The sequence below is a fragment of the Nocardiopsis alba DSM 43377 genome (genome assembly GCF_000341225.1).
Lineage (GTDB): Bacteria > Actinomycetota > Actinomycetes > Streptosporangiales > Streptosporangiaceae > Nocardiopsis > Nocardiopsis alba.
Genome location: NZ_ANAC01000007.1, coordinates 307,584 through 320,173, shown reverse-complemented (window position 1 = coordinate 320,173; position 12,590 = coordinate 307,584). Strand labels below are relative to the sequence as shown.

Below are 12,590 nucleotides of genomic sequence, written 5' to 3'. Positions count from 1 at the left end.
CCACCTCAGGAACCGGAACACGATCCCCCGCCTCGAAGACGGTCGCACTCCCATCCCCCGAGATGAAACGGTCCTCCTCACCACCGGTCTGGATCTCGGTCCCCCCGGCACAGCCGGTCAGGACCAGTAGGGCGGCGGCGGACACCGCCAGGGCCCGTGCCCGTGAGGTCGTTCCCGGTGCCCCTCGTGGGGTCCGGCCGGGATCCGATCTTCGGCCGACGCGCGGCCGGATCGAGAAGAGCATGTGCGGTCCTCCCATCAACGTCGATGTGGTTCATCTGGTCTTTGCAGGTGGTCGGCGCTCTCTCGGGCGCCGAGGCGGTTCGTGACAGGCGACCGCTCACCCCGCCGCGGTCGCGAGCGGGATGTGCGGTGGGGCGCCGTGCCCCGGGTCAGATGAGGGTCGTCCAGTAGGTCCAGAACGCCTGGGCGATCACGACGGTCAACGCCGCCGCCCACAGGCACAGCACGGTGCTGTGGTAGCGCACCAGGACGTCGGTGATCCTGCGGACGCCCGGGGTCGAGGGGAGCCGGCCCTCCCTGACGTTGTGCAGGGTCGTGTACCAGAAGATCGGCACGGTCACCGCCCACACGACCATGCAGTAGGGGCACAGGGCCCCGATCCGGTACAGGCTCTGGAAGATCAGCCAGTGCACGAAGACCGCGCCGAACAGCGTGCCCGCCTGGAGCCCGAGCCAGAACCATCGGGGCGGGCGGGCCCCGGCGAGCAGGACCACCCCCACCGTGACGACCACGCTGAAGCCGATGATCCCCAGGATCGGGTTGGGGATGCCGAAGGCCTCGGCCTGGGGCGTGGTCATCACGGTGCCGCAGGAGAGCACCGGGTCGATGCTGCACGCGGGCACGTGATCGGGGTCGGCCAGGACCTTGAGCTTCTCGACCAGCAGGGCGGTGGCCGCGACCAGGCCCACCGCTCCGCCCAGGGCCAGCAGCCAGGGCAGCACGCGTCCGATGATCGCCCCGTCCGGACCGGTCGAGGTCCGTTCGGGGGCCTCGATCGGGGTCATTCGCCCAGCCCCGCGTCGATCCTCGACGAGAGCTCCTCGTAGGAGGGCATGCTCGACGTGCGGACACCGTCGACGAAGATCGTCGGGGTCCCCTGGACGCCGAGCTCCACCCCGTCGTCGAAGTCGGCCTGGACCCGGGCCTCGGTCTCCGGCGACTCCATCACCTCGGTGAACTCGTCGACGTCCAGGCCGAGGCCCTCGGCGAAACCGATGAACAGCTCGGCCTGGGACTCCCGGCTCTCGCCCCACTCGGGCTGGGTCTCGAACATGCGGACGTACATCTCGTCGAGGGCGTCCTGCTGGGCGGCGGCCTCGACGGCCGCGGCGGCCGGTCGGGAGTTGGCGTGCCCGGGGAGCGGGAAGTAGCGGATCACGACGTCGATCCGTCCCTCGTAGTCCTCCCGGATCCGCTCCATCACGGGGAACTGGGCGTAGCAGGCCTCGCACTCGAAGTCGAGGAACTCCACCACGGTGACCTGGGCGTCCTCGACCCGGTCGAGGTAGCGGCTGTCGTCGCGGACCAGGAGTTCGGCCGAGGCGGTCGGCGGGGCCTCGGGGGCGGAGGGGCGTGGGCCGGAGGCCTCCTCACCGTCCGATCCCGAGTACGCGAACACCCCGAGGGTGATCACGACGGCCAGGATCGCCAGGATGGACAGGCTGATGGTCAGGTTCTTGTTCACGGGTGTCGACTCCACAAGGGGCCGCGCTGCGAGGCGCGGTCCCGGATCACGTTCGGAGGAGGGGCGGGCCGGAACGTCCGGGCCGCCCGTGGAGCGCGGGGAGCCGGGGGCTCCGCGCGCGACGTGATCTACACCCTTTGGACGCACAGGAAGGTCAACAGACCGTCCGCGCGGTGGAGCGAGGGTTCGCCGGCGCCGGTCCTCGGCGAGGAGGTCTCGTGGGGCGCCTCGAAGAGGTCGAACAGCGCGAGCGCCGGGAAGGGCAGGAGCGGCAGGTTCCAGGAGATCGAGGGCTGGATCTGTGGGGGCCCGCAGGGGTGCGAGGTCCGGTCCTCCGTGGTCGCGGAGGCCGCGAGGTCGGTGCCGCCCTCGTCGGCGGCGGCGACCTGGGCGGTCGCCGGGACGGCGGCCCTGTCCGGGCCGTCGGTGGGCGCGGTGGCGAAGCTGCACGCCAACGACATCAGCACGAACATGCCCAGGAGCACCGCGAGGGTGCCCAGGCGCTTCGCGCGGAGACCGTTGCCCATGCAAGGCACTGTACCGGTGCCCGGATCACGGGTGATTCCGGGTCGCGGAACGCCTTCCGCGAGGTGAGGACGGGCGGGCGGGGCCGGTGCGACACCGCCCCCGCCCTCTCAGGTCAGTACATCTAGATCGTCCGTCCGCCGCGGACCACGCGCAGGGGCGCGGGGCGCTCGACGACCAGGCGGGCCGCGTCGGGGACGGCGAACTCGACCCGGTCCGGCGAGCCGGCCCCCTCGTAGCCGAGCACCGCCTCGGCGCCGACGAGCTCGGCGCCGGAGGTGGTGGCCAGACGCAGGCAGCGTTCGAGCTCGGCGTCGGTACGGGCGCCGGTCCGGTATCCGAGCAGGTGGGCGCGGTCGACCATGCTGCCCGTGCCGAAGGGCGACCAGGAGTCGCGGATGCCGTCGGAGCCGAGCGCGACCCGCACGCCGTGGCGCTCCATCAGGTCGAGGGTGGGGACGGGCGAATCACCCAGGGCACAGGTGGCCAGCCACACGCCCGCCTCGGCCATGGCGTCGAGGGTGGCGGGAAGGTCCGGCTCCTCCGTGTCGCACACGGCGAACCCGTGCGCGATGGTCACACGGCCCCGCATACCCGCGGCGAGCGTCCGACGGGCGATCTCTCGGATCTGCGCGAGCGCGTCGGGCCCCTGGTCGTGCAGGTGGATGTCGAGGTCGCGGCCGTGCTTCTCCGCCAGGGAGAAGATCGCGCCCAGGTGTCCCTCGAGGTCCCCCTCCAGGCCCACCGGGTCGATCCCGCCGACGTGGTCGGCGCCCTCGCCCAGGGCCTGTTCCATCAGGTCGAGCGTGCCGGGGTTGGTGAGCATGCCGAACTGCGGGAACGCGACGATCTGCACGTCGAGCACGCCCTTGAGCCGTTCGGCGGCGGCGCGCACCCCGTGGACGTTGCGCAGACCCAGCTCGGAGGAGACGTCGACGTGGGCGCGCATCGCCATGGTGCCGTTGCGCACCGCCTGGTCGAGGATCCGGAAGGCACGTGTCTCCACGTCCTCGTCGGCGGAGATCTGGGCGGCCAGGTCGGCGGCGATGAGGTCGCTCAGGGAGGAGACGGGTTCACGGCTCAGCCACGTCGAACCCCAGGTCGTCTTGTCGGGGTGGATGTGCGCGTCGACGAACCCCGGGGTGGTGAGCGTCGCCGCGGGTTCCGGGCCGTCGGTCGTGGTGGTGTCGGTGTGGTCGCGATGGGTCGTCATGGTGAGGTCCTGAGTGGTCGGAGGGGCGGGCGCGCCGGTCCACGCGACCGGCGCGCCCGTGAGGTGACGGTGCGGTGGGGGTGTGGTCGGCCCGGGGCTCCGCTTCCTACGCGTCGTCTCGGCGCAGCACGACGCGACGCTGGAGTTCCTTGACCTCGTCGGCCAGCTCGGGAGCGGGGCCGGAGACCGGGATCCCGGGGGCCACCCGGGTGATCGGCAGGGGGGCGACCGGTCCGGGGGCGACCCCCCATTCGGTCATCCACTCACCGAGCTGTGCGCCGCTGGTGGCGTAGACGATGCGGCCCAGACCCACCCAGGCGTGGGCGGCGCTGCACATCGGGCAGTGTTCGCCCGAGGTGTAGACGGTGGCGCTCTCGCGCTCCTCGGGGGTCATGTTCTCGGCGGCCCAGCGGGCGATCTCGAATTCGGGGTGCCGGGTGGCGTCTCCCCCGGAGACGCGGTTGCGGTCCTCGAAACGCACCGCTCCGTCGGCGTCGACGAGCAGTGATCCGAAGGGTTCGTCCCCGTCCTCCAGGGCCTCGCGGGCCAGGTCCACGCAGCGGCGCAGACGTTCCAGGTCGGTGGCGTCGATCGGCTGTGCCTCGGGTGATGTGCTCATACTCTCACTCTACGATAAATGGTATACCATTCACCGTCCCGGGCCGGGGAGTCGAACTCTCGCCCTGCCATGCGAGCGACACACCGTAGGATGCCGAACGCCTCCCGCCTTCGGCCACGACACGGGCGATGGTCTACCGAATTTGTACCGAGTCCGGGTGGCGGTGGGAGGATGGAGGTTGTGGACAGGCCTTCCGATCGCGGATCCGAGGCGGCCCGAGTGGCCGACCACCTCCGCGACGAGATTCTCGACGGCGTACGCGCCCCCGGCAGCAGGCTGGTCGAACGCGACCTCGCCGGCGAGCTGGGCGTCAGCCGTGTCCCCGTCCGGGACGCCCTGAAGACGCTGGTGGCCGAGGGTCTGGTCACCCTGCGCCCACGCACGTGGGCCGTGGTGCGCGAGTTCACCCCGAGCGACATCGCCGACCTGAACGAGGTGCGCGAGGCCTTCGAGGTGCTCGCCTTCCGCCTCGCCGCGCAACGGCACACCAGAACGGGGCTGGCCCGACTCCAGAACGCGCTGGAGATCGAACAGGAGGCCGCCGAGCGCGGAGACACCACGGCCGCGCGCCGGGCCGCCGCCGACTTCCACGAGATCGTCACCGACCTGGCGGGCAACCGTCTGCTGGGCGAGGTGGAGCACCTGCTCCGCAGTCGTATGCGGTGGCTGCTGGGCCGGCACGACGATCTGTCGCGGGTCGCGCGCCAGCACGCGCGTCTCTTCGAGGCCATCGCGCACCGCGACGAGGACCTGGTCGCCCACCTGGCCAGGGAACACCTGGTCAGCAGCCGACGCCTGCACACCGAACACGCCGAGGCCGCGAACGAGGCCGCGGAGACCTGATCCGCCCCCTTCGGGCCGGCCGGGTCGCTCTCACGACGACGGCCGGCGCGGCGAGCCCCGAAGACCTCCTCGCCGGGAGGGGCGATGATGGGGCGAGGAACCCGTCCGCGACGAAGGAGCACCGATGGGGAGCCCCGGAACACCGTTCGACCCGCGCGCCCTGCTCGCCGAGAGCCGACTCGGCGTCCTGGCCACGATCAAGTCCGACGGACGCCCACAACTGTCCCCGGTCATGCCCTTCTACGACCGGGACACCGAGACCCTGTACGTGTCGATGACCGAGGGGCGGGCCAAGACGGTGAACCTGCGCCGCGACCCCTGGGCCGCCCTGGAGACCACCGCCCCCGACGGCCTGGCGTGGGCGACGGCCGAGGGCCCCGTGGCCCTCACCGGCCCGGGCACGGACCCGCGCGGCCCCGAGGTCGAGGCCCTGGTGGACTATTACCGCCGCGCCGCCGGGGAGCACCCGGACTGGGACGAGTACCGGGAGGTGATGGTGTCCGAGCGCAGGGTGCTGATGGCGATGACGGTCGAGCACGTGTACGGCGAGAGCATTCGCTGACCGAGGGTTCGCGGGCGGAGGGGCGAACGTCGCTCTCCTCGGAGGGGAAAGCGCGATTTGACATTCGAACGTTCCCGTCGATCGAATGGCGACATGCCCCCCGAATTCGAAAAGAGTTCCCCTCCCCCCACTTCCTCATCCGATAACCGGAGGAATTCTCCGCCTTTCTCGGAAACGGCACGGGAGATCGCCGGAAAGACCTTTCCCCTCTATCTGTCGATGGTCGCCGGGGTCATCGGGACCCTGGTCACCGCGGCGGTCCTCGGCCACGCGGGAACCGCCTCCCTGGCCGCCTACGCGATGACCGTCGCCGTGTCCAACCCCGCCGTCATGGTGATCCAGGGGGCGTTACGCGGCTCCATGCCCTTCGTCGCCGAGAACGGCGACGACCCCGAGGCCCTCGAAGGCGTCTTCCGCCATTCCCTGTGGCTGGCCCTGTGCGTCGGTGCCCTGGGAGGCGTGCTCGTCGCCGGGGTTCCGTTCCTGGCCGGCCTCATCGGCGTACCCGAGGCGACGGTCGCCGCCTTCGGCCTCTTTCCCGCCCTCATGGCCCTCGCGCTGATGGCCACCTCCCTCCAGACCTGCGCCACCACCCTGCTGATCGCCCTGGGACACTCCCGGGAGGCGATGTGGGTCGGTCTGGTCAACACCGGTCTGTCGGTCGTGCTCATCCCGCTCCTGGTCCTGGGGCCGGGCCCCCTGCCCGCCCTCGGCATGACCGGGGCCGGCGTCGCCATGTGCGGCAACGCGGCTGCGGCCATGGTCACCGCCCACCTGCTGCTGCGCCGCCGTACCGTCCTGGCCGGACGCCGGATCCGCGTGACCTCCCCCGAGTGGGGGGTCGTGTGGCGGATCGCCCGGGTCGGACTGCCGATGGGCTCCACCATGCTCATCAAGTTCGGGGTCCTGGGCCTGACGGCGATGGCCGCCGCCACCGTCGGCGTGGTCGAGGCCGCCGCGCACCAGATCATGGTGACCCTGGTGACCTTCGTCTTCCTGCCCGCCACCGCCGTCGGCCAGGCGACCGTCCCCTTCATGGCCCGAGCCGCCAAGGAGGCCCCGGAGCGGGGCCACGGAGAGGTGCGCCGTGCCCTCCTGGCGGGCGTGGCCGTCGCCCTGCCCGTCGTGGCGGCGAGCGGACTGCTGGTCCTCCTCGTGGCCCGCCCCCTCCTGGGCGTCTTCTCCCCCGACCCTCGGGTGCAGGCCATGGTGATCGCCCTGCTGCCGCTGCTGCTCCTGGTCGTCCTGGCCGACGCCGCCCAGGTCATGCCGGGTATGGGTCTGCTCGCCGTGAAGCGGACGACGCCCACCCTGTACACGTTCGCGCTCTGTTTCGGGGCGCTCGCCCTCGCCGTCTTCCCGGTCGCCGCCGCCGGTGGGCTGGCCTGGCTCTGGGGCGCCTACGCCGTGGCCTGTGCGGGGCTGGTCCTGGGGCAGACCGGAGGGTTCCTACGGGCGACCGCCGCTCGCCCCGCCGAGGCCTGAACTCCGAGGAAGACCCATGACCGTCCGTTCACCCGCGCGCGGGTGAACGGACCGGGGTGTTCCGGGTACGACCACCTGCGAAGGAGGGCGGAGACCCGGATCGCGCGGGGCGCGCGTCGGACCGCCCATGGTGAGGGGGACCGATGGGTGAGAACGAGAAGGTCGCGCCGAGGGTGACGGTGGGGGTGGACGGCTCCGCGACCGGTGAGCGGGCCCTGGGATGGGCCGCCGCCGAGGCCGAGCGTCGAGGACTCCCCCTCCGGGTGGTCCATGCCCTGGACATGCCTCTGGTGATGTCGGTCTATGCGGGCCCCACGCGCTTCCCCCCGACGGAGGAGATCTCCGACCAGGGCCGACGGGTACTGGACCGCTCCGAGGCGCACGTCCACGAACTCCACCCGGAGCTTGCCGTGGAGACCGTCCTGGCGTCGGAGGACCCCGCCAAGGCCCTGCTGAACCGGATCTCGCCGGACGATCTGCTGGTGACGGGATCCCGAGGCCTGGGCGCGGCCCGCTCCGCCCTGGAATCCTCGGTGAGCGTCCGTCTGGCCGCCAGGGCGGTCTGCCCCGTGGTCGTGGTCCCGCACGGAGAGGGCTCGGTGGCCACTCCCCCGCGCCGGATCGTGGTGGGGGTGGACGGCTCCGAGGATTCGAGGAACGCCCTGGGGTTCGCGCTGCGGGAGGCCGCCCGGGTGGCGAACGGTTCGGTGGTCGTGGTGCACAGCCGGCTGGTGACGCTGCCCTTCGACCCGGCGGAACTGCCCCAGGGCGGGTGGACCCCGCCGGAGGACCTCGTGGACCGGTGGTCGCAGGAGATGGTCGCCGACATGCTCGCCCGAATCCAGGACGAGGAGACCGAGGGCGTGGGGGTGGCCGTCTCACGGGTCGACGCGGACCCGGCCACCGCGCTGATCGAGGCCGGGGAGAGCGCGGACATGATCGTGGTGGGCTCTCGGGGACGCGGCAGCGTGCGGGGGTTGCTGTTGGGCTCGGTGAGCCAGGGGGTCCTGCGCGGGGCGACCGTCCCCGTGGTGGTCCTGCCCCGCGCCGCCGTGAGAAGGCGCTGAGTCCGCCTCCCGTTCCCGAGTGTCAGAGGAGCCCGTGCTCGGCGAAGATCCGGTCGTAGATCCGCCGGATCACGGGCTCCTTGCGCCGGTTGTAGTCCATGACGATCCCGCCCTCCTCCGTGGTGGCCGCGGCCGCCGCGAGCTTGGCGTCCCGATAGAGGGCCAGGTCCTCGGGGTGGGAGGCGAGGTGGTCGCGGAACATGCGGTGCCGGACGAGTTCGGGGCAGTCCGGGCCGAACACGTGCAGGTTGGCGGCTGGAGAGGCCAGCGTGAGCAGGCGGTGCTCGTGCCAGAGCGGTTCGCGCACCGTGAGGACGAAACCGCGCGCCTCCAGGTCGGGCACGTAGGAGTCCTCGTCGGCGGGGTCGTCGACGGTGAGGTCGACGTCGATGATCGGTTTGGCCGGCAGCCCGAGGACCGCGGTCGAACCGACGTGTTCGATGTCCTTCACCCGATCGCCGAGCGCGGAACGGACCAGCGCGGCCACCTGGAAGAACCATACGGCCCACTCGGGGTCGTGGTCGACCACGTGGATCGGCTCGGGATCGGGGCGTCCCCGCACCCAGACGTCGTCATCGGACGGGGCCTCGTGGTGACGGGTGATCTCCTCGCGTGACGGCATGACCCCAGACTAACCATGGGTGAGCGCGGGCGTTCTTCTGGGAAGACTCCTCCATGGACGCGCCCCGGCCGAGCCACGCCACGGAGCCGCCCGCGACGACCGGTACCTCGTGGAAGGGCCCTCCGATGGACAGGGAAGCCGTCACCGTCATCGACCTCGCCGACGTGCGTCGGGACATGGGGACACTGGTCGGGGGCAAGGCCGCGAATCTGGGGGAGATGATCGCGGCCGGTGAACGGGTCCCACCGGGGTTCTGCGTCACCACCGCGGCCTTCGACACCGAAGAGGTGCCCGCCGAGGAGATCGTCCGGGCCTACGGCCGGATGGGACGCGGCCCGGTCGCGGTGCGCTCCAGCGCCACCGCCGAGGACCTGCCCGACGCCAGCTTCGCCGGACAGCAGGACACCTACCTGAACGTCGAGGGCGATGACGCCGTCGTGGACGCCGTCCGACGCTGTCGGGACTCCCTCGACAACGAGCGCGCCGTCTCCTACCGCAGGGCCAACGGCATCGACCGGGCCGACGTGCGCATGGCGGTCGTGGTCCAGAAGATGGTGGACGCCGCCACGGCCGGCGTCATGTTCACCGCCGACCCGCTCACCGGAACCCGGACCCGGACCGTGGTGGACGCGGTCCGCGGCCTGGGCACCGGGGTCGTCGACGGCTCGACCGAACCGGACCACTACGCCGCCGAGGACGGACGCCCGGTCGGCGACGTCGAAGGTTGCCTCACCGGGGCCCAGGTCACCGAACTGGCCGCGGCCGGACGCCGACTCCAGGAGCACTTCGACGCGCCCCAGGACGCCGAATGGGCCTACGACCGCGAGGGGGACCTGTGGCTGCTCCAGTCCCGCCCCATCACCACGCTCTTCCCCGTCCCGCCCCAGGACCCGCCCGACCCGCCCCGCCTGTACATGGAGGTGGGGCACATGCAGGGCATGCTGCGCCCCTTCACCCCCATGGGGCTGACCCTGCTCCAAGAGGTGTGGGTCCGCTGGTGGTCGATCGAAGGGACGGGCGACGCCCCTCGGAGCTCCTCCTCCCTCATGGTCGACATCGGGCGCCGGCTCTACATCGACCTCACACCGTTCCTGCGCAACCGGTGGCTGCACGCGAGGGTGCCGGCGGGCCTCGAGGTGTACGGTCCGCACATCCGTCGGGCGGTGGAACACCTGCTGGACGATCCGCGCTTCTCCCCCCGCCCCGGCCCGCCGTTCTCGGGGCGGACCGTGGCCTCCCTGGCCCGCACCCTGATCCCCGCCGCCCTGGTCGGGGTCGGGCGTTCTCTACTCCGGCCCACCGATGCCCGGGCCCGTGCCCACGCCGCGGTCGCCCGCCTGCGCACGATGCGGGGTCCCGGCCCCGGGGCCGATGCTCGGGAACGGCTGGACTGGGTCCTGGGCGAGGCCTTCTCTCGAATGCTCGGCGACGAGCTCATGGAGACGATCGTTCCGGTGTTCGCCGGGATCCTGGCCAATACGATCCCGGCCGCCCTGCTCTCCGGTATCGCCTCGAAGAAGGAGACCGACACCGTCCTGGGCGGCCTGCCCCACAACGTGACCACGGAGATGGACCTGGAGCTGTGGCGGGTCACCCTGCGGGCCCGGGGGCACGGCGACCTGTTCTCCCGGACGCCTCCGGAGGAGCTCGCCGCCCGTTACGCGGCCGGAGAACTGCCCGACATCGGCCTGGAGGGTTTCCTCGACGCCTACGGGCATCGGACCGCCGCCGAGGTGGACATCGGGGTGCCCCGGTGGCGGGAGGATCCCGCGCCCGTCTTCGCCACGATCGCCAACTATCTGCGTTCGACCGACCCGGACCAGGCCCCGGACCTGCGCTTCCAGCGGGCGGCGGCAGCGGCCGAGGCCGAACTCACGAGGCTCTCCGCGCGCGCGGAACGGCTCCGCCCGGTGCGCGGCCGGATCGCCGCCTTCCTCATGCGCCGCTCCCGCGAGCTGGGCGGCATGCGGGAGTACGCCAAGTTCGCCTGGCTGGTGCCCTTCGCCGAGATGCGTCGACAGCTCCTCCTGGCCGGGGAGGATCTGGCCTCGCGAGGGTTGTTGGAGCGCGCCGACGACCTCTTCTTCCTGGAGGTCGACGAGGCACGGGCGACCGCCGCAGAGGGTCTCGACCGTCGGGCGCTGGTGGCCGAACGCCGCCGCTTCCACCTGCGTGAACTGCGCAGGAAGAGTGTTCCCGGTGCCCTGTTGACCGACGGAACCGACGTGGTCGCCACCCTGCCGCCCCCGCCGGTGGAGGCCGGAGGACTGGCCGGGGCCCCTGCCTCTCCGGGGCGGGCCGAGGGCCGGGCCCGGGTCGTGGTGGATCCCATGGGGGCGCGGGTGGAGCCCGGGGAGATCCTCGTGGCGCCGACCACGGACCCCGGCTGGACCCCGCTGTTCATGACCGCCGCCGGTCTGGTGAGCGACACGGGATCGCCGATCGCGCACGGCCCCACCGTCGCCCGCGAGTACGGCATCCCGGCGGTGATCTGCGTGCGCGACGCCACCGAGGCCATCCACACCGGCGACCTGCTGCGGATCGACGGTACCGAGGGCACCGTCGTCATCGTGGAGCGCGCCGAGCCCCGCCCACCGGAGTAGGGCCGGTTCCGGTCAGGGGCGTCGGGAACCGCGAACCCGTCGGTAACGTCGAACGGGGCGGGCGGCGTCACCCGCCCATCCCCCGAATCCGACCAGAAGAGGATCCGTGTCGACCCACACCCACGGACCGGAGGACCCCGGGACGGTCACCCCCGCCGCCGCGACCGAGCCCGCGAGCCCCGAGGCCTCCACGCCGCCCATCGCGCCCACCCCCGTATCGATCCCGAAGACGCTCCTGTGGTGGGGGCACGGCCTGCTCAGGGTCGTGGTCTTCGGTTATCTGATGATCTACGGGTGGAGCAAGCTGACCCTGATGCAGATGGGCGGCCTCGACTACAGCGCGGCGCTCTACGCCTTCGGTGAGAAGAGCCCCATGGGTCTCCTGTGGTCCTTCGTCGCCTACGCGCCCGTCTTCCAGTTCCTCTCCGGGCTGGTCGAGGTCCTGGCGGGGGTCCTGCTCATCTGGCGGCGCACCTCCTGGCTGGGCGGTCTGCTCGGGAGCTTCGCCATGGGCGCCGTTCTGCTGTTGAACCTCCTCTACGACGTCCCGGTCAAACAGCTCGCCCTCTTCCTGCTCATCGCCTGCGCGCTCATCCTGCTGCCGGACCTGCCGCGCCTGTACGCCTTCGTCCTGGGCCGTGCGACGCCTCCGGCCTCGATCCCCCGCCCCGTTCCGTGGCCGAGGGTGCACGCCGTCACCCGGTGGATCTTCTCCTCGATCGCGGTGCTGATCGCGCTGAGCCCGCTCCTCGTGTTCCAGGAGATGGCCCCCCGGAGCGAGGAGACCCCGTTGTCCGGCGTCCACCGGGTGGTCGAGGACACCGCCGAACCCGCCGCGCTGCTCGTGGAGGACGAACGCTGGCGGGAGGTCGCCTTCGGCCGGTACGTCCTGCGGGAGGAGACCCGCTCGATGACCCTCCGCCTGGCCAACGGTGTCCTCCACGAGGGTCGGTATCGGCACATCGGCGACGATGAGATCGAGGTCTCCCTGAACCCGGCCCTGGAGGGCGACCGTCCTCTGACACAGGAGGCCGAGGAGACCTTCGTCCTCACCTGGACGGTCCTGGACGACGGGCGTATCCACCTCGTGGGCGAGGGGCTGGACCTGGTCATCGAGTCCGACCCCGAGCTGCGCTACCTCTACGACCGCGGGTTCTCCTGGGCCCCGGGGCCGCCCATCAACCGGTAGGACGTTCGACGCCGTGCGGGCGGGCCGCCCGCACGGCGCTCCGGGCTCTTCTCAGCGGAAAACCCAAGAGAACAAACCTTTTTCTTTCCATAATCGGAAATGCCTCTTCGTATTTCCTGAAAAGAACCCGCCTTAAGCCCACCCCAAGGGGAAA

Annotated in this window: 12 protein-coding genes and 1 pseudogene; 6 read left to right on the top strand and 7 right to left on the bottom strand. The window is 71.6% G+C overall.

Annotation, left to right across the window (positions count from 1 at the left end):
- From D451_RS28495 to D451_RS0106675, 6 genes and pseudogenes are all read right to left on the bottom strand, one after another.
- Nucleotides 1-244 (bottom strand): annotated as a pseudogene (locus D451_RS28495) (hypothetical protein); the annotation flags it as partial.
- Between the two features lie 148 nt (nt 245-392).
- Nucleotides 393-1,028 carry a vitamin K epoxide reductase family protein gene (locus tag D451_RS0106695; RefSeq protein ID WP_017533862.1) on the bottom strand — a complete coding sequence of 212 codons (636 nt, stop codon included), beginning with the start codon at nt 1,026-1,028 and terminating at the stop codon, nt 393-395.
- Nucleotides 1,025-1,708, bottom strand: coding sequence for a DsbA family protein (locus tag D451_RS0106690; RefSeq protein WP_017533861.1), 684 nt, complete (start codon nt 1,706-1,708; stop codon nt 1,025-1,027). Before D451_RS0106690 ends, D451_RS0106695 begins: the two co-directional genes overlap by 4 nt.
- Nucleotides 1,709-1,836: 128 nt before the next feature.
- On the bottom strand, nt 1,837-2,235 hold the full coding sequence (locus D451_RS0106685) for a hypothetical protein (RefSeq protein ID WP_017533860.1): 399 nt from the start codon (nt 2,233-2,235) through the stop codon (nt 1,837-1,839).
- Between the two features lie 122 nt (nt 2,236-2,357).
- Entirely contained in the window at nt 2,358-3,446 is a 1,089-nt protein-coding gene (locus D451_RS0106680; protein WP_017533859.1) for an amidohydrolase family protein, read from the bottom strand.
- A gap of 106 nt (nt 3,447-3,552) precedes the next feature.
- Nucleotides 3,553-4,065 (bottom strand): nucleoside deaminase, encoded by a 513-nt coding sequence (locus D451_RS0106675; RefSeq protein WP_014912416.1) that lies wholly within the window; start codon nt 4,063-4,065, stop codon nt 3,553-3,555.
- 180 nt (nt 4,066-4,245) lie between these two features.
- On the opposite strand from D451_RS0106675, the gene D451_RS0106670 reads away from it, so the two are divergent.
- From D451_RS0106670 to D451_RS0106655, 4 genes are all read left to right on the top strand, one after another.
- Nucleotides 4,246-4,908 carry a GntR family transcriptional regulator gene (locus D451_RS0106670; protein ID WP_017533858.1) on the top strand — a complete coding sequence of 221 codons (663 nt, stop codon included), beginning with the start codon at nt 4,246-4,248 and terminating at the stop codon, nt 4,906-4,908.
- Between the two features lie 124 nt (nt 4,909-5,032).
- On the top strand, nt 5,033-5,470 hold the full coding sequence (locus D451_RS0106665; protein WP_014908183.1) for a PPOX class F420-dependent oxidoreductase: 438 nt from the start codon (nt 5,033-5,035) through the stop codon (nt 5,468-5,470).
- Nucleotides 5,471-5,563: 93 nt separating this feature from the next.
- Nucleotides 5,564-6,955 carry an MATE family efflux transporter gene (locus D451_RS0106660; RefSeq protein WP_036567795.1) on the top strand — a complete coding sequence of 464 codons (1,392 nt, stop codon included), beginning with the start codon at nt 5,564-5,566 and terminating at the stop codon, nt 6,953-6,955.
- Between the two features lie 143 nt (nt 6,956-7,098).
- Nucleotides 7,099-8,022, top strand: coding sequence for a universal stress protein (locus D451_RS0106655; RefSeq protein WP_014912344.1), 924 nt, complete (start codon nt 7,099-7,101; stop codon nt 8,020-8,022).
- A 22-nt stretch (nt 8,023-8,044) separates the two neighbouring features.
- Here D451_RS0106655 and D451_RS0106650 read toward each other — a convergent pair whose 3' ends face one another.
- Nucleotides 8,045-8,644, bottom strand: coding sequence for a GrpB family protein (locus tag D451_RS0106650; RefSeq protein ID WP_014911266.1), 600 nt, complete (start codon nt 8,642-8,644; stop codon nt 8,045-8,047).
- A gap of 125 nt (nt 8,645-8,769) precedes the next feature.
- On the opposite strand from D451_RS0106650, the gene D451_RS0106645 reads away from it, so the two are divergent.
- On the top strand, nt 8,770-11,247 hold the full coding sequence (locus tag D451_RS0106645) for a PEP/pyruvate-binding domain-containing protein (protein ID WP_026124875.1): 2,478 nt from the start codon (nt 8,770-8,772) through the stop codon (nt 11,245-11,247).
- Nucleotides 11,248-11,353: 106 nt separating this feature from the next.
- Nucleotides 11,354-12,436, top strand: coding sequence for a hypothetical protein (locus tag D451_RS0106640; RefSeq protein WP_017533855.1), 1,083 nt, complete (start codon nt 11,354-11,356; stop codon nt 12,434-12,436).
- Nucleotides 12,437-12,590 lie beyond the last annotated feature (154 nt).

Bases quoted from the DNA above. Each gene is read 5' to 3' on its own strand.
- D451_RS0106695 (WP_017533862.1), bottom strand. From the start codon at position 1,028: ATGACCCCGATCGAGGCCCCCGAACGGACCTCGACCGGTCCGGACGGG.
- D451_RS0106685 (WP_017533860.1), bottom strand. From the start codon at position 2,235: ATGGGCAACGGTCTCCGCGCGAAGCGCCTGGGCACCCTCGCGGTGCTC.
- D451_RS0106680 (WP_017533859.1), bottom strand. From the start codon at position 3,446: ATGACGACCCATCGCGACCACACCGACACCACCACGACCGACGGCCCG.
- D451_RS0106675 (WP_014912416.1), bottom strand. From the start codon at position 4,065: ATGAGCACATCACCCGAGGCACAGCCGATCGACGCCACCGACCTGGAA.
- D451_RS0106665 (WP_014908183.1), top strand. From the start codon at position 5,033: ATGGGGAGCCCCGGAACACCGTTCGACCCGCGCGCCCTGCTCGCCGAG.
- D451_RS0106660 (WP_036567795.1), top strand. From the start codon at position 5,564: ATGCCCCCCGAATTCGAAAAGAGTTCCCCTCCCCCCACTTCCTCATCC.
- D451_RS0106655 (WP_014912344.1), top strand. From the start codon at position 7,099: ATGGGTGAGAACGAGAAGGTCGCGCCGAGGGTGACGGTGGGGGTGGAC.
- D451_RS0106650 (WP_014911266.1), bottom strand. From the start codon at position 8,644: ATGCCGTCACGCGAGGAGATCACCCGTCACCACGAGGCCCCGTCCGAT.
- D451_RS0106645 (WP_026124875.1), top strand. From the start codon at position 8,770: ATGGACAGGGAAGCCGTCACCGTCATCGACCTCGCCGACGTGCGTCGG.